At 35.0% G+C, this 23,450-nt stretch carries 23 protein-coding genes; all 23 read left to right on the forward strand.

Annotated features, from left to right (window positions below; translation table 11 throughout):
• The 23 genes from ACHZA1_RS16125 to ACHZA1_RS16235 all read left to right on the forward strand — a co-directional run bounded on the left by ACHZA1_RS16125 (nucleotide 1) and on the right by ACHZA1_RS16235 (nucleotide 23,351).
• A complete protein-coding gene (locus tag ACHZA1_RS16125) occupies nucleotides 1-1,149 on the forward strand; it encodes a transglutaminase domain-containing protein (protein WP_320052890.1) in 1,149 nt (382 codons plus the stop codon).
• Nucleotides 1,150-1,495: 346 nt separating this feature from the next.
• Nucleotides 1,496-1,669 (forward strand): hypothetical protein, encoded by a 174-nt coding sequence (locus tag ACHZA1_RS16130; protein ID WP_320052891.1) that lies wholly within the window; start codon nucleotides 1,496-1,498, stop codon nucleotides 1,667-1,669.
• A 45-nt stretch (nucleotides 1,670-1,714) separates the two neighbouring features.
• A complete protein-coding gene (locus tag ACHZA1_RS16135) occupies nucleotides 1,715-1,867 on the forward strand; it encodes a hypothetical protein (protein ID WP_320052892.1) in 153 nt (50 codons plus the stop codon).
• 727 nt (nucleotides 1,868-2,594) lie between these two features.
• Nucleotides 2,595-4,022, forward strand: a complete 1,428-nt coding sequence (locus tag ACHZA1_RS16140; RefSeq protein ID WP_320052893.1) for a lipopolysaccharide biosynthesis protein — start codon at nucleotides 2,595-2,597, stop codon at nucleotides 4,020-4,022.
• A 17-nt stretch (nucleotides 4,023-4,039) separates the two neighbouring features.
• The gene (locus ACHZA1_RS16145; protein WP_320052894.1) at nucleotides 4,040-5,176 is read left to right on the forward strand and encodes a DegT/DnrJ/EryC1/StrS family aminotransferase; all 1,137 of its coding nucleotides are present in this window, start codon (nucleotides 4,040-4,042) and stop codon (nucleotides 5,174-5,176) included.
• The gene (locus ACHZA1_RS16150; protein ID WP_320052895.1) at nucleotides 5,176-5,712 is read left to right on the forward strand and encodes an acyltransferase; all 537 of its coding nucleotides are present in this window, start codon (nucleotides 5,176-5,178) and stop codon (nucleotides 5,710-5,712) included. Before ACHZA1_RS16145 ends, ACHZA1_RS16150 begins: the two co-directional genes overlap by 1 nt.
• 26 nt (nucleotides 5,713-5,738) lie before the next feature.
• A complete protein-coding gene (locus ACHZA1_RS16155) occupies nucleotides 5,739-6,611 on the forward strand; it encodes a glycosyltransferase (RefSeq protein ID WP_320052896.1) in 873 nt (290 codons plus the stop codon).
• Between the two features lie 244 nt (nucleotides 6,612-6,855).
• A complete protein-coding gene (locus tag ACHZA1_RS16160) occupies nucleotides 6,856-6,942 on the forward strand; it encodes a hypothetical protein (protein ID WP_394701082.1) in 87 nt (28 codons plus the stop codon).
• Nucleotides 6,943-7,694: 752 nt separating this feature from the next.
• Nucleotides 7,695-8,582 (forward strand): O-antigen polymerase, encoded by an 888-nt coding sequence (locus tag ACHZA1_RS16165; protein ID WP_320052897.1) that lies wholly within the window; start codon nucleotides 7,695-7,697, stop codon nucleotides 8,580-8,582.
• 146 nt (nucleotides 8,583-8,728) lie between these two features.
• Entirely contained in the window at nucleotides 8,729-9,736 is a 1,008-nt protein-coding gene (locus ACHZA1_RS16170) for a glycosyltransferase family 2 protein (RefSeq protein WP_320052898.1), read from the forward strand.
• Nucleotides 9,737-9,738: 2 nt separating this feature from the next.
• Nucleotides 9,739-10,965 carry a glycosyltransferase gene (locus ACHZA1_RS16175; RefSeq protein WP_320052899.1) on the forward strand — a complete coding sequence of 409 codons (1,227 nt, stop codon included), beginning with the start codon at nucleotides 9,739-9,741 and terminating at the stop codon, nucleotides 10,963-10,965.
• Nucleotides 10,966-11,022: 57 nt separating this feature from the next.
• Complete coding sequence (locus ACHZA1_RS16180) at nucleotides 11,023-12,072, forward strand: polysaccharide biosynthesis protein (RefSeq protein WP_320054926.1); 1,050 nt, start codon at nucleotides 11,023-11,025, stop codon at nucleotides 12,070-12,072.
• A 124-nt stretch (nucleotides 12,073-12,196) separates the two neighbouring features.
• Nucleotides 12,197-12,634 carry a WxcM-like domain-containing protein gene (locus ACHZA1_RS16185; RefSeq protein ID WP_320052900.1) on the forward strand — a complete coding sequence of 146 codons (438 nt, stop codon included), beginning with the start codon at nucleotides 12,197-12,199 and terminating at the stop codon, nucleotides 12,632-12,634.
• Nucleotides 12,635-12,636: 2 nt separating this feature from the next.
• Complete coding sequence (locus ACHZA1_RS16190) at nucleotides 12,637-13,764, forward strand: NAD-dependent epimerase/dehydratase family protein (RefSeq protein ID WP_320052901.1); 1,128 nt, start codon at nucleotides 12,637-12,639, stop codon at nucleotides 13,762-13,764.
• A gap of 224 nt (nucleotides 13,765-13,988) precedes the next feature.
• A complete protein-coding gene (locus ACHZA1_RS16195; protein WP_320052902.1) occupies nucleotides 13,989-14,360 on the forward strand; it encodes a GxxExxY protein in 372 nt (123 codons plus the stop codon).
• Nucleotides 14,361-14,646: 286 nt separating this feature from the next.
• Nucleotides 14,647-15,777: a non-hydrolyzing UDP-N-acetylglucosamine 2-epimerase gene (gene wecB / locus ACHZA1_RS16200; protein ID WP_320052903.1), complete on the forward strand. Its 1,131-nt coding sequence runs from the start codon at nucleotides 14,647-14,649 to the stop codon at nucleotides 15,775-15,777.
• Nucleotide 15,778: 1 nt separating this feature from the next.
• Nucleotides 15,779-16,975 (forward strand): glycosyltransferase family 4 protein, encoded by a 1,197-nt coding sequence (locus ACHZA1_RS16205; protein ID WP_320054927.1) that lies wholly within the window; start codon nucleotides 15,779-15,781, stop codon nucleotides 16,973-16,975.
• Nucleotides 16,959-17,573, forward strand: a complete 615-nt coding sequence (locus tag ACHZA1_RS16210; protein ID WP_320052904.1) for a sugar transferase — start codon at nucleotides 16,959-16,961, stop codon at nucleotides 17,571-17,573. The genes ACHZA1_RS16205 and ACHZA1_RS16210 overlap by 17 nt, the downstream gene beginning before the upstream one ends.
• Nucleotides 17,570-18,064 carry a GNAT family protein gene (locus tag ACHZA1_RS16215; protein WP_320052905.1) on the forward strand — a complete coding sequence of 165 codons (495 nt, stop codon included), beginning with the start codon at nucleotides 17,570-17,572 and terminating at the stop codon, nucleotides 18,062-18,064. The genes ACHZA1_RS16210 and ACHZA1_RS16215 overlap by 4 nt, the downstream gene beginning before the upstream one ends.
• The gene (locus ACHZA1_RS16220) at nucleotides 18,061-18,960 is read left to right on the forward strand and encodes a pyridoxal-phosphate dependent enzyme (RefSeq protein WP_320052906.1); all 900 of its coding nucleotides are present in this window, start codon (nucleotides 18,061-18,063) and stop codon (nucleotides 18,958-18,960) included. Before ACHZA1_RS16215 ends, ACHZA1_RS16220 begins: the two co-directional genes overlap by 4 nt.
• A 5-nt stretch (nucleotides 18,961-18,965) precedes the next feature.
• Nucleotides 18,966-19,979, forward strand: coding sequence for an ATP-grasp domain-containing protein (locus tag ACHZA1_RS16225; protein WP_320052907.1), 1,014 nt, complete (start codon nucleotides 18,966-18,968; stop codon nucleotides 19,977-19,979).
• Nucleotides 19,979-21,130, forward strand: coding sequence for a DegT/DnrJ/EryC1/StrS family aminotransferase (locus ACHZA1_RS16230; protein ID WP_320052908.1), 1,152 nt, complete (start codon nucleotides 19,979-19,981; stop codon nucleotides 21,128-21,130). Before ACHZA1_RS16225 ends, ACHZA1_RS16230 begins: the two co-directional genes overlap by 1 nt.
• 277 nt (nucleotides 21,131-21,407) lie before the next feature.
• Nucleotides 21,408-23,351 carry a nucleoside-diphosphate sugar epimerase/dehydratase gene (locus ACHZA1_RS16235; protein ID WP_320052909.1) on the forward strand — a complete coding sequence of 648 codons (1,944 nt, stop codon included), beginning with the start codon at nucleotides 21,408-21,410 and terminating at the stop codon, nucleotides 23,349-23,351.
• The last annotated feature ends 99 nt before the right edge of the window (nucleotides 23,352-23,450 follow it).

The following is a 23,450-nucleotide window of genomic DNA, read 5'->3' on the forward strand; positions in this document are numbered from 1 at the left end:
ATGCGTTTTACTGCTGCCATATTAGCGATTGTTCTTGTAAGCCTTTCGGGTTTTGCGCAAAGCTACCGAAAGGTTGATCGCTTTGTGCACTCCGCATTAGCGGCTAATACGGGTAATGTAGACTCGTTGTCGGCGCAAATTGCCGGTTCATTTAGCCGCGAATCCGATCGGCTGCGGGCTGCCTACGGATGGATCTGCAGCAATATCGAGTACGATGTGGAGCGCATGGCAAATCCCATTAGCTACCGTGGCGATTCTGCCGTTAGGGTTACGCTCGCAAAGCGGAAGGCAATCTGCTCGGGTTATGCCGATCTGTTTATTGGCATCTGTAGGCAGCTCGACATCAAGGCGTACTACGTGTCGGGATATACCAAGCAGGATGGGGGCATTGTCGATCAGAGCCACGCATGGGTTGCCGTTCGCCTAAGCAACGGGCAGTGGAAGCTCTTCGATCCCACCTGGGGGGCAAGCACCTGGCAGGGGGGCGAGCTGGTTAAGCGCCTCTCGTACGAGTACTTCATGCGCGAGCCTGCCGATTTCATCAAAACCCACATGCCCTTCGACCCCATGTGGCAGCTGCTGTACCAGCCCGTAATGGCGGCAGAGTTCTACGGTCAGAAGGTCGTTAAGGATGCCGACTACCTATTTAACTACAGCGATACCATTAGTGACTACCAGATTCTACCCGAGCCAAGGATGTATGCCAATGCAATGCGCCGAATGAGGTGGGGCGGCATTCGCAACGAGTCGTCCGCTCGCTACTACCAATTCCTAGAGAAGGAGTACGCCTTTGCGCTCGAAAACGAGAGGAGAACCCTTCACGAAATATGGCTCTATGCCTTTTGCGATCAGGAAAAGGACTATCAGACAAGCGTAGAGATGTACGAGCAGCTGCAGCAGCTCAAAACCGATTACAGCTCGAGGGGAGTCTCCTTTACGCAGCTGCAATACCAATCGGATGTCCTGTTGGAGCACAGCAAAAAGTGCGTTGAGGCTTTGAAAAGGCTTAAGCCCTCCGAGCAGGCCGACCTGCTGCTGTGGGATGCCCTATGCCAAAAAGTAGAAAGCATGCAGGAACTTGTCGAAAGGCAGCACAAGCTTATTGGGAGCGGTTCCTCTGCTAATGCCAAAACCAGAAATTCCCGATAAGAAAGGAATCCTTCAATCCCATCTTTACAACACTTCTCGTATCGCCTTTTCTATGCGAGGATAAGAGTTCCCTATGCATGGGAAAGAGTTATCCACGCGTGGGAAAGAGTTATCCATGCGTGGGGAAGAGTTATCCACGCGTGGGGAAGAGTTATCTATGCATGTGAAAAAAATTGCACACCTATTTGTGCAGTTGAGCACAAATACTAATTTTAAGGCGGTAATTATTCAATCGAAATCTGTTAGGTAATCAATTCTGTAGTCAATGTATGTATGATTTCCTTCCATTCGTTTGATGCATTACCAAGTAAACTATGTTACATAATAATTTTTAAAGGAGGTGCTTATGGCACGTGTTAAAAGGACATCAGATGTTTTAGACGAACTAAAACAGAAGCTTTCGGGGATGGTTACTATCGACCCTAAGCTCGATCTTGGAAACGGAATTACCGTTGAGAATGCGGAAAAGCTGGTAACCACCGGCGATAGTAGCCTTAAGGATTACAACACCACTCTATAGATTGCCGATGAGAAGCAGGACGCTTTCGAGAAGATCGAAAAGGAGATGGAGTCATTTTGTACTAAGCTACTTTCTTCTACTAGCGTAAGGTACGGTAGAGACAGCATCGAGTACGAAAAGGTTGGTGGCAAGCGCACCAGCGACATCAAGCGTGCTCCCCGAAAAAAGAAGAAGGACGACTCCGACGATAAGAAGTAGTCAGTTCCTTACCCGAACACCATTATTTTGAATCATACGAAGGGGTCACCTCAATGCGAGGTGGCCCCTTTTTCGTTCATTCCTACCCATAGACATTCGGCCATGTTATGCTTGTATACATTAAAGTATTAACACATAGATACGGAGGCACAGTGATGCACTTGCGTGCTTGGCGCTTTACGAGGTGACGAATTGCCGATTTGGTTGGAGGGCACGGAGGGTACTCTGTTGGTTGCGTTTTACCCAGATCCCTTTATTGCGTGGAAGTTGGCGCGTTTTTTCGTTCATCTCGGTGCGCCTCGGTATCTCTGAGCCTCTGTGCTGAGCCGCTCCTCTTTGTATCCAAATAAGAAATAAAATATCGATGTGAAAATATTAGCTGATCAAATGAACAATTAACAAACACCTCCTGTTTTTAATGCTGTTAGACTTTTTGGATTGGCTACTCGACGCAACGAAAAGGCATCCGTTTTTCCTAACAATGCCGAGTTTCCTATCCGAATAGCAGAGGCTAACAGGCCAGCAGCAACGCCTAGTTTACCAAAAACAAGTTGCAGTTTTTTAGATAATTACTACAAAATGTCATGGGAGTGACGGGGCTTTGCTGTGCTAAGGCGGGAGGTTTTGGGCTGCAGAAGAATTCTATGATTAAAAAATCAGAAGTGAAAGTTAATTGCATCTTATTAGATAGGTAAATAATAATTCAAAGTCGTAGACTAGGTACCCCATGGCAGATTCACTAAAAGAAAAAACCATAAATGGATTATTCTGGAGCAGTTTGGAACGTTTCTCAATCCAAGGAATTCAATTTGTAATTGGTATTATTTTGGCTCGACTGCTTACTCCGTCTGATTTTGGAATTATTGGCATGTTGTCAATTTTTTTGGCAATATCTCAATCATTTATTGATAGCGGATTTTCAAATGCTTTGATTCGTAAGATAGATCGGACACAAACAGACTATTCAACTGTGTTTTATTTCAATATAATAGTAGGATTGGTGTTTTATAGTATTTTATTTTTTACCGCACCGCTTATTGCCTTGTTTTACAATACTCCGATTTTAATTCCTATTACTCGATTTATAGCGATTACATTATTACTTAACTCTCTTACGGTTGTCCAACGAGCACATTTGTCTGCCTTCGTTGATTTTAAGACACAAGCTAAAGCATCAGTTATTGCGGTTATTATTTCAGGTAGTGTTGGGGTGTGGATGGCTTATAATAGTTATGGGGTATGGTCGCTTGTTCTACAGTATGTTTTAAATGTGTTTATAAACAGTTTGTTATTGTGGTTTTTTACAAAATGGAGGCCTTCTCTAGTATTTTCAACTAAATCTTTTGTAGAGTTATTTAGTTACGGATCACGACTTTTGGTATCCGGCCTATTAGATACTATCTATCGTAATGTGTACACGATTGTTATCGGGAAACGATTTGCAGCCCAAGAACTTGGTTTTTATACACGAGCAGATCAGTTTGCTCAATTTCCTTCTTCTAATATATCCGGAATCGTAGGTAGAGTGACATTCCCAATTTTGAGTGGTATTCAGCATGATGATGAACGTTTGCGAATCGTTTATAGGAAGTATTTAAAGTTATCCGCATTCGTTGTATTCCCTTTAATGATAGGGTTAGCCGCAGTAGCACGTCCTCTCATTCTTCTTTTATTAAACTCAGAATGGGAATCAGTTATACCATTATTGCAAATACTTTGTTTTTCAATGATGTGGTATCCAGTACACTCAATTAATTTAAATTTACTTCAAGTTAAGGGACGTTCTGACCTTTTTTTAAGATTAGAGATAATAAAAAAAATTATTGCTGTTTTGATATTAATCGTTACAATTCCAATTGGCGTTATTGCTATGTGTTGGGGAATTGTTGTTTCATCTGTATTGGCATTAGTTGTAAATACCTATTATACTGGTAAAGTAATTAAGTTGGGATTCTTTATTCAGATGAGAGATTTGATGCCATTGTTATTAATATCTATTATAATTGGGGGAGTAATGTTTTTATCAACTCAATTATTTTCGAGCAATATAATTAAATTATCAGTAGGTGTCGTTATTGGAATATCTTGTTATATAACTATTTCATTGTTGTTTAAATCGAAAGAATTATCTCATGTTTTTAGTATGTTACAATAAAAGTGAAATTGTTGACTATGAAATCAATTGAAAATTTTACAGATGCCTTTATTGCAAAACCTATTACTGTTACTTCTCCATTGCTACCACCATTGGAAGAGTTTATTCCATATTTGGAAGATATTTGGAAACGAAATTGGCTAACTAACAACGGATATTATCATCAGCAATTAGAAAAAGCACTTTGCGAATACTTAGGGGTGAAATACATTTCGTTATTTGCTAATGGTACTTTGGCTTTAATAACAGCCCTACAAGCTCTTCGTGTTACAGGAGAGGTCATAACTACACCATACAGTTTTGTTGCAACAACACATTCGTTATGCTGGAATAGAATTAAGCCAGTATTTGTAGACGTGGAGCCTCAATCTCTTAACATGGATCCGAAAAGAATTGTAGCGGCAATTACTCCTCAAACTACGGCTATTATGCCTGTTCATGTTTATGGTACACCATGCAAAGTAGAGCAAATACAAGAAATTGCCGATGCTTATAATTTGAAAGTTATTTATGATGCTGCGCATGCTTTTGGTGTAAAATTAAATGGAAATTCTATACTGAATTTTGGGGATTTGTCAATTCTAAGTTTTCATGCTACAAAAATATTTTCTACAATTGAAGGTGGTGCTATAATTTGTCATGATGAAAAGATGAAAAGACATATTGATGATTTAAAAAACTTTGGATTTCGTGATGAAGCAACAGTTGTAGCAACGGGTATAAATGCAAAATTGAATGAAGTCCAATCAGCATTTGGACTACTATCTTTAACTAAAATAGATAATGCAATAGAACATCGTAAATGGGTTGCAGAAGAGTATAAAAAGATATTGAGAGATGTTGAAGGAATTACCTATATCGATAATATAACAAATGTTATCCACAACTATGCTTACTTTCCAATTTTTGTTGATGCCGAAGTTTATGGCTTGACACGTGATGAACTCTATTTTAAATTGAAAGAAAGCGGGGTACTGAGTCGGAGATATTTTTATCCACTTATCAGCAACTTTTTACCATATAAAGGATTATCATCTGCAAGCAAAGAAAATCTGTCTGTTGCTAATAGTGCAGCTGATAAAGTTATTTGCTTGCCAATGCATGCTTCACTATCAAAAGAAGATTTACATAAAATAATCTCAATAATAAAGTGATGAATTCATTCTATTCTGAATCAGAACTCTTGCAATTGAATTTGAAAAGAGTTGGAATGGATGTATTAATAAGTAAAAAATGTAGTCTTTATTCACCCAATATGATTAGGATTGGAGATAATGTACGAATTGATGATTTTTGTATTTTGAGTGGTAATATAACTTTAGGATCTCATATTCATATTTCAGCACATTCTGCAATTTATGGCGCAATGGGTGTTATTATGGAAGATTATACAGGCCTTTCACCTCGTTGTACAATTTTTAGTGCGATGGATGATTTTTCAGGAAACTATTTAATAGGCCCTATACATCCAAATTATAAGACAAATGTCAATGGAGGTCTTGTTGTAATAAAACGATTTGTGAAAATAGGTGCAGGTACTATTGTATTTCCTAATCTAATAATTGAGGAAGGAGCCGTTATAGGTGCACATTCATTAGTAAGTAAAGATATAAATGAATGGACTATTAATGTTGGAATTCCAACTAGAGCAATTAAGAATCGCAGTAAAGATTTACTAAAATTTGTATGAACACCTCTCCATTAGTATCAGTATGTATGATTACATACAATCATGAACCATACATTGCACAAGCAATTGAAGGTGTATTGATGCAAAAAACAGACTTTCCCATAGAAATTATTATTGGAGAAGATTGTAGTACTGATAATACTAGAGTTATAGTAAAAGAGTATGCAGAGAAGTATCCCAATATTATTGTTGCTCAATTGCCCGATAAGAATAGAGGTATGAAACAAAATTTTGAGGCTGTTTTACATTCTGCAAAAGGTAAATATATTGCACTTTGTGAAGGAGATGATTATTGGATAGATTCAATGAAATTGCAGATTCAAATATCATATTTAGAAGAGAATAGTACATGTTTTTTATGCTGTCATAATTCTGAAGTTTTATTAGACGATAATAGAAAAAAGATTTTTTCAAGAATTAAAAAGTCAAGAATACTTACTGAAAAAGAATTAATAAATAATTGGATAATCCCAACTTGTAGTATAGTAATTAGAAATGGTAATTGGTTGAATTTTCCTAGTTGGTCTAAACAGATTTATAGTTCTGATCAATTGTTGATATTAATGGCTATGAATATGGGAGATGTTTTTTTTATCAATAGAAATATGGCAGTCTATAGATTTTTTATAAATACTGGTAGTATGAGTTCTAAAATGAAAAACAAAATTGTGTTTGTTAATCGTCAAATATATTATATGCTGTCTATGTTTAATATTGAAACTAATTATAAATATTCTAAATTGATTGCTATTAAGCATAATAATATCAAAAACGGAATGAGATTAATGCTATTGAGAAATAGAAGAAAATTATTGGTGTCTGTTTTTTTTATGACAAAATATGTTTTTATGAGAATGTATTACAAAATCAACACTTATTGTTCGAATTCGTTGAATTGAAATTCAGAGATAATAGTATTTTTTTTGTCTAAAACAACGTATTTGACGATTGTGATACCAAAAAAATATATTAATCATTAACTTGTATTCTGTGAAAACAAACAATCATATGCAAGTTTAGTAAGTTGACACATTTGTTCTACAGGTGTAGTTATCATGTGGTCTTTACATCTATGTTTGGGTCTCGAGTTCTGATAGGAACTATAAGGGTGTTTGTATAAATGTTATACGGGCAATAAGCCTGTTGAAGAATGTCGAAATCGAGGAGATTGATATTCAACCATCTCACATTCACATGGTTTGCTCAATTCCCCCGAAGTTATCTATCTAATAGATCATGGGAACGATAAAGATAAGTGAACCGTTTAGATATTCAAACTGTTTTTGAATCGAAAAGAATAACTATTAAGGAAATCATTTTTAGAGTCAGAGTTACTTTGGCATTACGATTGGACTAGATGTTGATATGATTATACAGTCTGTCAAATATCAAGATTATGAGGAAAATGAAGGCGCTAAAAGTTGTTTTTTTACTTCTCTTTTAGAGCGTGTGGAGTTTGATGCCATTTTTAAATTATTTATATTTTACTTTAGATGTGTTTTAATATATTGTTTTGTATGTATACAACGTTAATTTATTCTAGTATAAATGTTATAGTACTTTGGTGAAATTGCTGTTCTGATGTTTTTTTAATTGTTATCTAATAAAAAATGTTTAAATATTTACTAGTGGTTGTTTTGCTCTTTATTTTTTTTGTGAAAACATTCGTGAATAAAAATAGGCAAAACACATCATCGTCATTTTTAATATTGTTGTATTTTATTAGTGCTTTATTTTCACTTATATATATATATATAAGTGATCAATCTAAAATGTTTAATGTTGAATATTGGTATGGTATTTTGATCTTTGTATTGTTATTGTTTATTTTGTTATTTCCTATATATTTATTTGACGAATCAAAAATGCAAAGATTGATTCTTCCCAATATGATGTGTTTATTGTTATTGTCGATATTTGTTGTTTTTATTTCTATTTATGCACTTGTATATCATCTACCCATAGTTCTAAAAATATTTGAAATGGACTTAGGTGATGCTAGAATCAATTTGGCATCTGAAACATATGTTAAACAAAGTGTTTATAGTTCTATGGCTGCTGTTTCTGCTTCTCTATATATTTATGCAATTATACTTTTTTTTGTTTTTTATATAATTAACAAGTATAAAATATTAACTTTTTTATTGTTCGTTTCGTCATTCTCAAATGTGTTGTTTGTTCTATCTTATGTTGGACGTGATGGAATAGTTTTTTGGATTATATCATTTTGTTTATGCTTCTTATTTTTCAAAGGATTTATGCAGCCTTGTAGAAAAAAAAGTATTTTAAGAATATTCTATATATTGGTGATTGTTTTAACTATGCCGTTTATTTTAATTTCAATAAGTAGGTTTAATTATGATTTTTACTATTCAATCATTTCGTATGTAGGTCAATCACTCCCGAACTTTTGTTTGTATATGAATATTCATAATTATCCAGTTGATTATGGTAGTTCATTCCCAGTTGTATTATCTGTTTTGGGGAAAGATGTTTCTATATCGGATAGTTGGGTGATTGGTGATACAAGTTCATGGGTTTTTGGTTCATTATTTAAGAGTTTTATTTATAATTTTAATCTTACAAATACTTTTATTATATTAATTTTTCTTGGATTGATATTTTATTTTTATTTTGGTATGGTGAAGAAAGTAATTGAGTTTTACAAAATTATTTTATATTTTTTGTACATGCAAGTGTATTCACAAGGCGTTTTTTATTTTGTTCAATATACTAGGTCTGGAAATTATTTTATTATTATTAGTTTATTTTTGTTTTTTATATTTTGGTTTTTAGATTGTGTTATATCACAAAATAAAAAAGTTATATTGTATAGAGTTTCTAAAAGTAATGACTATGTAAATGAATGATACATTTTGTAATGTTTTGTTGTTGTGTAGTATGGTATAATATATATTAATCTACTTGTTGTGTGAATAATAAATGTACAAATTGTAATGTGATCTTATATAGTTTTGAACAATGTATAGTATTTATTTTATAATATAAATGGTATATGAAGCAGATGTCAATATGTATTACGTCGTATAATCGGCCTAATGAATTAAAACGTTGTCTTGAAAGTATTGATTGTGTTAAATATGTAGATGATATAGAAATAATAGTAAGTGAGGATAGATCTCCCCATAGGGATCAAATTGAAAAAATTGTTTTAGATTATAAACAGAAATATAAGTGTGATCTAATATTTAATTCGAATATTTCAAATTTGGGATATGATATGAATTTGGGAAAACTTATTAGTTTGTCTAATGCAAAATATATATTATTTATAAGTGATGACGATTGCTTTATTGAAAATTCATTAGATAAGACGATAGAAACTGTGATGAAAAATAATTATAGTTTAGCATTTTCACCATTCTATTTGAATTCTATTTCTGAATACAGGAGGGTTTATAAAAATGTAGAAATAATTAAAGCAACAGAAGTAAACGCAAAACGATATTTATATTGTTCTATTCTATTTTCCGGTCTAATATTTGAAAGGAATTATATAGTTCAGTATGACTCTTTGAAGTTTTTTAATGTTAATTATTTTCAGGTATATCTTTTCTTAAATGTAATTTACAAGCATGGTGCAGGATATATTGATGTGCCATTAATTAACTGTATTGGTGATGGTGTAAATGGTTTTGGGCTTTCTGAATCTAGTGAGAAAAATGAACACCTTGCAGATAGAAAATCACTCTATTCTAAATTAGAATTTCATAAAGGATTAATTAAAACTATTGTTATGTTTGATAATGAAAATGGTACAAATTTAAAACATGCCTTTAGTAAGATGTATTCTTATAAAACATACACAGACTTAAGTTATGCTAAATCTTTTGGATTCAAAATATTTAAAACATATTGGGGGAAACTTGTTGGTTTAGATTTGGAATTAACGCTAGTTGTTTATGTGTATGTTCTTATACTCTTACTTTTTGGTTCAAAAGTATCTAACATAATAATGTTTGTTCCCAAGAGAGTTTTTATGAAAATCAAACAATATGTTTAATTATGAAGGTTTTATATTTAGGATCGTTTTGTACTGAGTCTTTTGAAAGCATATTGCTTAGTAAAAGTAAGTATGGTATACAATATTCAATAATTAACTTTCAACGAAATTTTTTTCTTGGTTTAAATGAAAATATTAAAGAGAAGGCTGATTATATCAATTTATTACCTATAGGATGCTATCCTTTTTATTATAAAGATGTTTTTATAAAAAATAAAAAATATAGTTATAATAATTCTGAAATTAAAGAATTGGGGTTTGTTAATATACCTATTATAAAACAATATATATTAAAACACAAAGCTAAGCAAGAGATTAAAAAATGGATAAAAAAAAATCGAGATGAAAATAAACTTATTGTAATGTATGATTTGCTTTATCCTTATTTATATGCTTTGCATAATATAAAAGGAAAATATCCAGATACAACCACTTGTACTATTATTGCAGATTTGCCAAATCAATATGGGTATAATTATACTGAAACGAGAATAAAAGCATATTTAAAATATAGACAAGGTAAAAAGAAATTGGAATATTTGCATAGTATTAATTATTTTGCATTATTGACTGAACAAATGCGGGATGTTTTAAATATAGATAAAAATAGAAGTGTAATAATTGAGGGGTTTTCTACTCATAGTAGAAAAAGTGTAAGTTGCGTGAATCGTTTAAATAGTGGTAAAAAAGTAATTTTATATTGTGGCGCTTTATTTAAAGTATACGGAATAGACATTCTGATAGAAGCATTTAATTTAATATGCGATAATAGATATGAACTTTGGTTTTGCGGGTCGGGTGATTATGTTCAACAAATTGTGAAAGAATGTGATAATAATTCAAGAATTCGTTATTGGGGGTATTTAGGAAAAGATAGAGTTTGTCAATTACAATCTGAAGCTGCAGTTTTAATTAATCCAAGACAAAATATTGGAGAGTATACAAAATATTCATTTCCATCAAAAATTATGGAATATTTATCTTCAAATTGTCCTGTTGTAGCATATAAATTAGATGGAATACCTGACGAATATTATCAATTTATATTTACACCATTAGATAATACATCATTAGAACTAAAAAATACGTTGTTAAAAGTGTGCGAAATGGATTATAATGATAGGCTAAATATATGCAATTTGGCACGAGAATTTATTGAAAATAATAAAAATCCGATAATTCAATGTAAAAAAATAGTAGATTTATTAAAAGAAAATAATGTTGTATGAGCAATGATATTTTAAATTAGATTATACGTGAAATTTGGTTTTTACATGATTTGAATGATGTTTAAAAATAAAACTTTAATGATTACTGGAGGTACAGGATCCTTCGGTAATGCAGTTTTGAATCGGTTCCTTGATACCGATATAAAGGAGATATGTATCTTTTCGCGCGATGAGAAGAAGCAGGATGATATGCGCCATCGGCTAAACAATCCTAAGGTGAAATTCTACATTGGCGATGTGCGCGATAAGCGCAGCGTAGATGGAGTAATGGATGGAGTCGATTTCATATTTCATGCTGCCGCCCTTAAGCAGGTGCCTTCGTGTGAGTTTTTTCCGGAGCAGGCTGTACAAACCAACGTGCTTGGAACAGAAAATGTGCTTACCTCTGCCATTGAGCATGGTGTTAAGCGTGTTGTTGTGCTTAGTACCGATAAAGCTTGCTACCCAATAAATGCAATGGGAATCTCCAAGGCAATGATGGAAAAAATTGCCGTTGCAAAAGCTCGAAACTTAGGAGATAACCCAGGAACAGTTATTTGTAGAACTCGCTATGGTAACGTTATGGGTTCGCGTGGTTCGGTTATCCCTCTTTTTATTGAGCAGATGAAAGCCGGTAAGGAGTTAACTATTACCGATCCTAACATGACAAGATTCCTGATGTCGCTCGATGATGCTGTCGATTTAGTTATATATGCCTTTACCCATGGGGTTAGTGGCGATCTTTTCGTACAAAAGGCTCCTGCTTCAACTATAGGCGATTTGGCAAAGGCGTTACTTGACCTTTATGGTTCTAAGGTTGGGGCAAGGGTAATTGGTACCCGGCATGGAGAGAAACTGTACGAAACGCTGGTTAACCGAGAAGAGATGATTAAGGCTATCGATATGGGGGGGTATTACAGAATCCCTGCTGATAATCGAGATCTAAACTATGAGCGATATTTTAGTGAGGGGGTAGAGGATGTTGCTGCAATTGAGGATTACCATTCGCATAATACTCATCGCCTAGATGTGGAGGGAACTAAGGAGATGCTGCTTAAGTTGGATTTTATACGTCACGACCTAGGTCTACCTCAGCCAATAATTGCTTCACAGAGTTACGTTGGATAATTTTGTTACACAGAGTTACGCAGGGTTAGCACATTGTTTCTCTGAGTATAATGTTAAGTGCATTTTATAATTTACCACTGTCATACTCCGTGAAATTAAACACCATGGAACACTGTGAAATGAAATGGATGAAATAAAAATAATAGAAGGTGGTATTTCGGTAGATGAGCGTGGTTCAATAAGTCATGCAAATGGTTTTGATATGAACGATATTAAGCGTTTCTATGTCATATATCAAAACGATACCTCCGTAATTAGAGCATGGCATGGCCACCAATTTGAGAAGAAGTACTTTTTTGCAGTTAAAGGTTCGTTTATCATGGCGTTTGTTAAGATTGATAACTGGGAGAATCCTTCGGAGTTCTTGCAGCCCTCTATCTTTATGCTTTCCGATGCAAAAAGCGAGGTAATCTGCCTACCAGAAGGATTTGCCTCTGGAATAAAGGCCAACGAGCCCGACAGTATTCTTATAGTTTTCTCCAACAAAACACTCTCGGATGCAACTGGTGATAGTTGGCGATACGACAAAGATTTGTGGATTGACTGGTCGAAATATGAATAGAAATGATTAAGGTTGGAATAACAGGACAAACAGGTTTTGTAGGTACGCATCTATTTAACCACTTAGGCTTGCATGATGATATAGAACGTATTTCTTTCGAGGATTGCTTCTTTGACAATGAGGAGTTGCTAAGACAATTTGTTAGCAGCTGCGATGTAATTGTGCATCTAGCTGCTATGAATCGGCATGAAGATCCACAAGTTATATACGACACCAACATTAACCTTGTAAAGTTGCTAATTAGCGCAATGGAGGCAGAAAAAGTTACTCCACATGTCCTTTTTTCATCTTCTACACAGGAAGAGAGAGATAACCTTTATGGAAAGTCAAAACGAGAAGGACGTGAATTGCTTGAACAATGGGCAACATGCAACAATGCTTGCTTTACAGGATTGGTTATACCAAACGTATTTGGTCCTTTTGGTAGACCATACTACAACTCTTTTATAGCAACATTTTGCCACCAGCTAACGCATGGTGAACAACCTAGAATTGATGTTGATGGGAGTGTGAAGTTGATTTATGTTGGAACGCTTTGTGAGAATATAATAGCAAATATCATAGAGTTGCACGGATTTGGGCACAGGGTTACACGGAGTTTGGTTTCGCATGATTTTGAGTGTAAGGTTAGCGAGATATTGGGTAAACTCAATGTTTATAGGGAGCAGTATTTTGAAAAGGGGATCATCCCTGTTCTTGATGATCGAAATGATGTAAACCTATTCAACACGTTTCGCAGCTACATAGACAATGCAAATCACTTTCCGGTAAAGTTGGAACAGCATACAGATGTACGCGGAGTATTTGTAGAAACGGTTAAGGTTGGAGTAGGTGGGCAGGTTTCATTCTCTACTACCGTACCTTGTATTACAAGAGGAAATCACTACCATACCCGCAAAATCGAAAGGTTTACAGTAATCAAGGGTAAAGCATGTATTCAGTTGCGGAAGATTGGAACCAACGAAGTTCTGGATTTCTATTTAGATGGCAGGGACCCCTCATATGTAGATATGCCTATTTGGTATACGCATAACATTACCAATATCGGGGACGATGAACTCTATACGCAGTTTTGGATTAATGAGTGGTATAATGCGGAGGATGGAGATACTTTTTTTGAAGTGGTATAAGTTGCATGGTTTCACAGAGTAACTCGGAGTTTGACACTGTGTTTCACTGAGTTTTTCGAAGTTTTGTAAGACTATGTGATTGTACACTCAGGTGTTATGTGTTTGGTGCTATGTGAAAGTATTACTTAGGTTTTCATAGAGTTAGGTGCATTTTTTTGACTTTAAAAATATACTCTGAGATACTTTGTGATTTACACTATGGTACTCTGTGAAACTATCATCATATGGAAATAAATGATTTAACTCACGAGATTCTCGACTCTGCATTTAAGGTTCAAACAGCTTTAGGTCCTGGTCTTTTAGAATCAGCCTACCAGGTATGTTTGTGCTATGAGTTAAAGAAAAAGGGTTTCAACGTTGAGTCAGAAAAGCCACAGCCATTAGTCTATGAGGAGGTAAAGTTAGATTGTGGTTATAGAATTGATTTGCTTGTTGAAAATAGAGTAATAGTAGAATTGAAAACTGTAGATCAGTTTACGGATGTACATCAAGCACAGATTCTCACCTATATGAAGTTGTCAAGAATCAGGCATGGATTGCTGATAAACTTCAACGTCAAAAGCCTCAAGAACGGAATTAAACGATTTGTCTTATAAGAACATTGCGCTACCCTGTGCTTGCCACTGTGTGACTCCGTGAAACAATACCCCGAAAGGCGTAAGTTAATCAATAGAGGTGTGCAAACCGCAGATTTTTATCTATATGAAGATATCAAAATGCAAGTAAGGGTTACTCATAATCTTTAGGCTAAAAGCCTAAAAAAATATTTCACAGTGTTACACCGTATTTTACACAGAGTGACACAGTGGAATAAACGATTTATCTTATAAAATCATTGTGCTATCCTGTGTTTGCCACTGTGTAACTCCGTGAAACAATACCATGAAGAAATTAAAAGTACTAACCGTAGTTGGCACACGCCCCGAGATAATTCGCCTCTCGTGCGTATTACAAAAACTCGATCAATCGGAGGCAATTGAGCATGTACTTGTTCATACCGGACAAAACTACGATTATGAGTTGAACGAGGTATTTTTTGAAGATTTGGAACTAAGGAAACCCGATTATTTCTTAAACGCTGCAGGTAGAAATGCTACAGAAACGGCAGGTCAAATCCTGATTAATATTGACCCAATACTCGAAAAAGAGAAACCTGATGCATTTCTGGTATTAGGTGATACCAACTCTTGCCTATGCGCTATTGCTGCAAAAAAACGCCATATTCCCATCTTCCACATGGAAGCAGGAAATCGTTGCTTCGACCAGCGGGTGCCTGAGGAAACCAATAGAAAGATTGTAGACCACATTTCGGACATTAATCTTACCTACAGCGATATTGCTAGAGAATATCTTTTAGCAGAAGGATTAAGGCCTGATAGAATAGTCAAGACTGGCAGTCCAATGTATGAGGTGCTTATGAACTACATGCCTAAGATCGAAAAGTCTACCATTCTTTCGGCCTTAAGCCTAACAAAAGGCGAATACTTTGTAGTTTCAGCGCATAGAGAAGAAAATATTGCATCAGAAAAGAACTTCTTTAATTTCGTAGAGGTGCTCAATACGGTAGCAGAAAAATATGGCTTTCCTATTATTGTTTCTACCCATCCTCGTACTCGCAAGATGATTGAGAAACATGGGGTGCAGTTTCATAAAAACGTGAAGCTCATGAAGCCTATGGCGCTAAGCGATTATATTTCGCTACAAATGAATGCAGCAGCAGTTCTTTCTGATAGTGGAACGATTTCAGAGGAATCTTCTATACTCAACTTTAGAGCCTTGAATATTAGAGAGGCTCACGAGCGTCCTGAAGCAATGGAAGAGGCATCTGTAATAATGGTAGGACTAAATCCCGAAAGAGTACTTCAGGGATTGGTTCAATTGCAGCATCAAAATATAGAAGAGCGTAACTTCCGGACAGTAGCAGATTACTCAATGCCAAACGTGTCGGATAAGGTGCTTAGGATAATTATATCGTATACCGATTATATTAAACGAGTAGTTTGGAGTGAATAGAATGAAAGTGTTCTTTTTAATGCTCTCGTATTCTGACGTAAAGAATACTACGAATCTTTACACAGATATTGTCAAAGAGTTTGTTGTAAATGGACATGATGTTGTTGTAGCAGCACCAACGCGTGATGGTAGAAAAACAGGGCTATACTGCGAAGGTGGGGTAAACGTACTTCGTATTAAAACAATGCCACTGTTTGGCGTTAATTCAATTCTTAAAGGTATAGCTAACATTTCATTACCATATATTTTTAAAAGGATTATCAAGAAATATATCAAACAATCTTTCGATTTGATTATAATGCCAACGCCTCCTATAACATTCTGTACACTTGCAAATACGCTTAAAAAAGAGTGGAAGGCTAAAACGTACCTAATTCTTCGCGATATATTTCCTCAAAATGCGGTTGATTTAGGATTGTTAAGGAATTCTCTGCTAATCTCCTACTTCCGCAAAAAAGAGAAATATATATACTCAATTTCCGATCAAATAGGATGCATGTCGCAAGGGAATATTGACTATGTAAAAACTCATAATCCAGAAATAAATGTAAAAAAATTACATCTACTACCCAATTGGATGACATATAATGAAGAGTCAATTAAAGTTGACGATATGAATAAAGAAAAATATGGTTTTAATGGAAAGTTTGTAGCAATTTTTGGAGGCAATATTGGACTTCCTCAAAAACTTGAATTTGTTATAGAAGTGGCTAATAAACTTAGAAATAATAATGATATTGTTTTCTTAATTGTTGGTTATGGATCAGAGAAAAATCGATTGTTTAAAATGATTAATGATTTAAAATTGAGCAATGTTAAATTATTCGACTTTTTACCTAAAGAGGAATATAATAAACTACTAGCTATATCCAATGTCGGACTAATTACACTTCATGATAAGTTTACCATACCCAATATTCCTTCAAAAACGGTTACGTATATGGCTATGGGGAAACCAATATTGGCTGCAATAGATAAGGCTACAGATTATAATCAAATAATTGGCAATGCAAATTGTGGACTTTGTTCTCTTATGGGGGATATTGATGGATTTGTAGAAAATATTACAAAAATAAAAAATAACGTTAAAATGCTTAATGAAATGGGCAATGCTGGTAAAATTTATTATCAAAATTATCTTAGAACTAGCACTGCATATCAAACCATTATTTCAAAATTAGATGAAGCTATATCGTAGTTTTATAAAGCGATTACTCGATATTGTAGTATCAGTATTGGTACTTTTACTTTCATTAGTTGTAACTATACCAGTTACATTGTGCTTACTAATTGCAAATAATGGCACTTCCTTCTTTTTTCAGATGCGTCCAGGTAAATACGAAAAATTATTTAAAATTATAAAATTTAAAACTATGAATGATAAAAAGGATAGGTGGGGAAACTTATTGCCCGATGAATTGCGATTAACAACCATAGGTAAAATAGTCCGAAAGTTGTCAATTGATGAACTTCCTCAATTGATAAATGTGTTAAAAGGCGATATGAGCCTCATAGGTCCAAGGCCGCTGCTAGTGGAATATCTTTCTTTTTACACTATAGAGGAAAAGAAACGTCATGAAATTAGACCAGGAATAACAGGTTTATCTCAAATTAGTGGAAGGAATAATTTATGTTGGAATGATAGACTGGCATTGGATGTTTATTACGTAGAAAATTGCAATCTAAAACTAGATTTGTATATTTTATTTAAAACGATCGTAAATGTTATAAAAAGAAAAGATGTAGTTGTTGTACCAAGTCATAAATATAAACCATTAAATATTGAAAGAAAATGAAAATGATTCGACTAGAAACTTCACATTTACACGACAGAGTATCTTGGATGAATAATCCATCTATATATAATTATATGCATTATGATGTTCCTGTTAAAATGGATGCTACAATCAACTGGTTTAATCTAATAAAAAATGACAATAATAGATGTGATTTCACTTTTTTTCATAATGAAAAAAATGTGGTAATGGGTGGTTTAACTAATATAAATAAAAACGTTTCTAAGGCCGAGTTATATGTATTTGTAAATCCAGATATGCAGAGTCTTGGGTATGGAAAAAAGGCTGTAAAATTATTATGCAAATATGCATTTTATCAACTGTCATTGAATAAGGTCTATCTTTTTACTGATTCTAATAATGTATTAGCAAATAATTTATATCTAAGTATTGGATTTGTTTTGGAAGGGGTGATGAGGCAGGAGGTTTGCAGAGATGGGAAATATATAGATAGGAATTATTATGGAATGCTTTCATTTGAGTTGTTATGATTGTAATACACGATAAAAAAATTCTTATTAATGATGCTATAGTTACGATAGTAAGAGATGATTTATATCCATATTTATATGGAGGTAATAAAGCTAGAAAAGCTACTTATTATAAGTCTTACATGTTAGAGAATGGGTATGATAGCATAGTTACTACAGGAGGGATACAATCTAATCATTGTAGGGCAATGGCTTTGATGTGTGCTGAAGAAGGATGGAAATGCCATATAGTTTTTCATGGCTCAAAAGAACGCTTTGTTAACGAAAATGGGAATAACAGAATAACACAACTTGCAGGAGCGTCATGTCAATTTGTTGATGTCCATGAAATTGCTGATGCAATGGATGCGGCGATAAGTAAATATCGAGAGTTGGGTATGAATCCACTCTATATAACAGGTGGTGGGCATGATTTGCCTGGTGGTCTTGCTTATGTTGATGCAGTTTCCGATTTGAAAGAATATATGAGTAGCACAGATTTGACTGCCGATTATATATTTTTAGCAAGTGGTACAGGATCTACCCAAGCGGGTATAATAGTCGGATTAGAAAAAAATAATTTAAAGGTAACAACTGTTGGTATCTCTGTGGCTAGAAAATCATCTATGGCCATTAAAATTGTATCTTCTTTTTGCCAAAATCTGAGAAAACATCTCGATACTAATAATCAGTCTGAAATTCATGTTTTAGATGATTATTTATGTGGAGGTTATGAATTTTCTTCAATACAATTAGATGATTCGATACAAGAAATAATTAGACGAACAGGTATAATCTTTGATTCGACATATTCAGGTAAAGCTTTTTATGGTATGATTTTAGAAATAGGGAAAAAAAAAATCTCAGGTAATGTTATTTTTTGGCATACTGGTGGTTTGTTTAATTTTTTAAAGTAATCCTAATGAATGTGCTTTTTTCTTGTGCTGGTAGGCGCAGATACTTACTCTTATATTTTAGAGAAGTTCTTGATGAAAATGATAAAATAATTGCTACTGATATGGATATGACTGCTCCATCATTAAATGTTGCTGATGTTGTAGAGATAATGCCATCTGTATTCAGTGATGATTATGTGGATAAGTTACTTGATGTTTGTATAAAACATCAGGTTGATGCTGTCATTTCTCTTAATGATTTAGAACTTCCAATTTTATCTAAAAGAAAAAGTGAATTTACTGATATAGGGGTTAGTGTAATTGTCTCTGATTATGATATAATAGATATATGCTTTGATAAATATAAGACCTCACAATATATTGAATCTATAGGTTTATTATACCCTAAAACATATCTTACCATAGATCAGGTATTAGTCGCTGTAAATAATGGTGATATAAAGTATCCTCTTGTTGTGAAACCTAGATGGGGATCCGGATCTATTGGTGTTGAATTTGTTTATAACGAAGAGGAACTTTGTCTTTCTTATGCGCTTCTAAAAAGTAAAATACAAAGAACAATGTTGTCAAAGGTTTCAAACTGTGATGATAATATCATTATTCAGCAAAAAATTAATGGTAAAGAATATGGGTTAGATATTATTAATGATTTTAACGGTAATTTCCAATCTGTAGTGATTAAGAAGAAAATAGCAATGAGATCTGGTGAGACAGATAAGGCTGTTACAGTAAAAGATCAGCATATATTTAAAGTTGGTCAGCGTATTGCAAATTCTACAAAACATATTGCAAATATTGATTGTGATATCATTGAGCAAGATGGTTGCTATTATGTTTTAGAGTTAAATCCTAGGTTTGGTGGTGGATATCCATTTTCACATGAGGCAGGTGTGAATTTACCCAAGGCAATAGTTGATTGGTTGCATGGGAATGAGACTGATGCTTGTAATTTCAACTATGTAGAAGGGGCTGCTTTTTCAAAATGTGATTTTATGGTTGAAATCAATACAAAAGCATAATGAAAAAAAAAACCAAAATCTGGCTTTCATCCCCTCACATGAGCGGGAAAGAGTTACCGTACATTCACGAAGCATTTGAAACCAACTGGGTTGCACCATTGGGTGCTAACGTTGATGGGTTTGAGCACGATCTGACAAAATACTTAGCCAACAGCCATAATAAGATTTCTGTTGCGGCGTTGAGTGCCGGCACTGCTGCTCTGCATCTTGCTATGATTATGTTGAAAGTAGATGCTGGTGATGAGGTTATTTGCCAAAGCATGACTTTTTCGGCTTCAGCTAATCCAATTTCCTATTTAGGAGCAAACCCCGTTTTTGTTGATAGCGAATCGGAGACATGGAACATTTGCCCCTTAGAGTTGGAACGAGCGATTAAGGACAGGATTCGCGTTACTGGCAAAAAGCCTAAGGCAATAATTGCAGTACACCTCTACGGTATGCCCTATAAGGTAGACGAGGTAATGGTCATTGCAAATAAATATGATATTCCTGTTATTGAGGATGCTGCCGAAGCGTTAGGATCGAGGTATAATGGAGAGACTTGTGGAACCTTTGGAGTAATGGGGGTCCTATCGTTTAATGGGAATAAGATAATTACCACATCGGGTGGTGGTGCTCTAGTATCTAAATCTGAAGAGTTTATTAAGCAGGCTCGATTTCTTTCTACTCAAGCTCGCGATAATGCTCCTCACTACGAGCATTCCCAAATTGGTTACAACTACCGTATGAGCAATATCGTTGCTGGGATAGGAAGAGGTCAGATGCTCGTACTTAACGATCGTGTTGCCCGTCGTAGGGAGATTAATTCTATCTATAGAAAAGCTATTAATGGTACTGGAGTTGAATTCCTTAGCGAACCAAATGAGAAATACTTTTCGAATCACTGGCTTACAGTTGTACAAATTGATCCTGAAAAGTGCGGGGTTACGCGTGAGGATATAAGGCAGGCTCTACAGGAGGAGAATATCGAAAGCCGTCCGCTTTGGAAGCCAATGCACATGCAACCTGTTTTTGCTGATTGTCCATTCTATGGGAATGGAACATCCGAGAGATTATTTAAAAATGGTCTTTGTTTACCTTCAGGTAGTAATATGAGCGATGAGCAATTACAGTATGTTATAGAAAAGATTGGGGTTGTCTTAGGACTATAATCCATTTATTAAGGCATTTTGAATAGGAGGGGTCGAACGGTTATTCGTTCGACTCCTTTTTATTTGCTAAGGAGTTGTCTTTATGTATACATACCCAATAGTATGGGGTGTTAAAAAAGATTTAAAATCAAATAAAGAACAGTGTATAATCGCCTTTCCCCTCTTTGTTCTTGTTTATACTTTATATGTAAGACTAGAACAGTCTTTATCTGTAGGCAGTTCTACGGTTCAACTACCAATAAGTAAATTCTACAATCTTTGATTAATTGACTTTGCTATGTATATGCAAGATGCCAAGTTCTCAGAATGGATTAATCGATTACTAGAGAAAAGTTACATGCCCAAATGGGGGGTGTTTGCTATTGATATCGCATTAGTTTCAATATCCTTTTTTATTTCAACGCTTGTTTGGCAAATTGTCTTCAACGATTTTTCGCTTAATTCCAGCTTTAAGTGGTTAGCGGCGCTTTATATTGTATCTTTTGCATTTTGCATTCTAGCGTTTAGGACCTTTACTGGCATCATTCGGTATTCAGGATCGAAGGATTTTACCCGGTTGATTGTTATGGTTGTTGCTTCGAGTGTAATTGTAAATTTGGTTGCATTTAATACCAGGGTTTTAGATAGCAACTTTCGCGTCTCTACTGGGATTGTTGAATTCTGGTCTGCTTCTACTTTCCTAACGTTATTTGCATTTAGAACAATCGTGCGAGTTGTATATGTTCGTACCCATTCGTCTCGGTGTTGCCAAATACGCACAATCATGCTGATTGGTCAGGATGATAATCTTGATCTTGCCAAGTTACTTCCTGTAGATACTAGCTATTATCTTCCTGTTGGGTTACTTGATCTTTCGGGTAAATTATCGGGGAAGCGAATCGCAAATATTCCAATTATTGGCTATAACCATAATATTGGAGAGATTGCTAGGAGGTTTAAAGCGAATACGCTGTTGATCTTGCGTAATGATATAAAACGGCTAGGTGGGCTATGCGACGATTGTTTGGCAAATCACATCAAAATGGTGGTTTCGGAGGTGAACTCTTACAATGGTAAGATTGATCTTTCGAGTAATGTGCATAATATTCAAATAGACGAGCTGTTGAACCGAGCTGTAATAAAGCATGAGAATGTCTTAGTTGATGCATTCCTGAGTAATCGAACCATTCTTGTTACAGGAGGGGTCGGGTCTATTGGAAGTGAAATTGTTCGGCAGCTATGCCGCATTAATTGTCGTATTGTTGTGCTCGATGTTGCGGAAAGTTGCTTACACGATTTTTCTCTTGAAATTAAGGAGGCATTTCCACATAGGAAAATTGATTTTGTAGTAGGGGATGTTCGAAACTACTCAAAGCTCAAGCGTGTCTTAGAGCAATATCGGCCAGATGTTGTGTTTCATGCCGCTGCCTATAAGCATGTACCTCTCATGGAAGATTTTCCAGAGGAGGCTATTCTTGCTAATGTTTTTGGGTCGAAAAATGTTGCAAATCTATGCCTAGCCTTCAATGTAAAGAAGATGGTTATGGTTTCTACAGATAAGGCGGTGAATCCTACAAATGTTATGGGGGCATCTAAGCGGATTGCGGAGCAGTACATAAACGCACTATTCCTTAAGCATAGGCGTGAAGGGGGGCTTACGCAAATGGTAACAACCCGATTTGGTAATGTGCTGGGGTCTAATGGTTCGGTTGTTCCTTTGTTTAAAAAGCAAATTGCTAAAGGAGGTCCGATTACGCTTACGCATAAAGAGATTATTAGGTTCTTTATGACAATTCCAGAGGCTTGCCAGCTGGTTCTCGAAGCAGGTGCAATGAGCATGGGAGGGGAGATATTCATCTTCGATATGGGCAAGCCTGTTAAGATTTATGATCTAGCGGAGAAGATGATAAGGCTGGCGGGATTAATACCTCATGAGGACATTAAAATTGTTGAGACGGGTTTGCGACCAGGCGAAAAACTCTACGAGGAATTGCTTACGGCCGATGAAAATAACCATCCTACCATTAATAATAAGATAATGATGGCTAAGGTTAGCGTTATGCCATTTGATAAGCTGGAGCCAATGATAAACAATCTTATACAAGAAGCCATTAGTGGCAATAAGATGGATGTTGTGAGAATAATGAAGGAGATTGTGCCCGAATTCATTAGCAATAACTCATGCTACGAATGTTTAGACAGCAAAGTTGAAGGTGTTCTAAACGGCAGAAGTACCGAGTAGTTGAATGGAGTCTTTCCTTACTATTCCATCTTATTGTGTGTGATTAGGGGCTGAATAAGATACTACTTTTCAGTTGCTGTTCTATTATGGACAATACCC

The organism is uncultured Acetobacteroides sp. (assembly GCF_963667355.2).
Taxonomy (GTDB): Bacteria; Bacteroidota; Bacteroidia; order Bacteroidales; family ZOR0009; genus Acetobacteroides.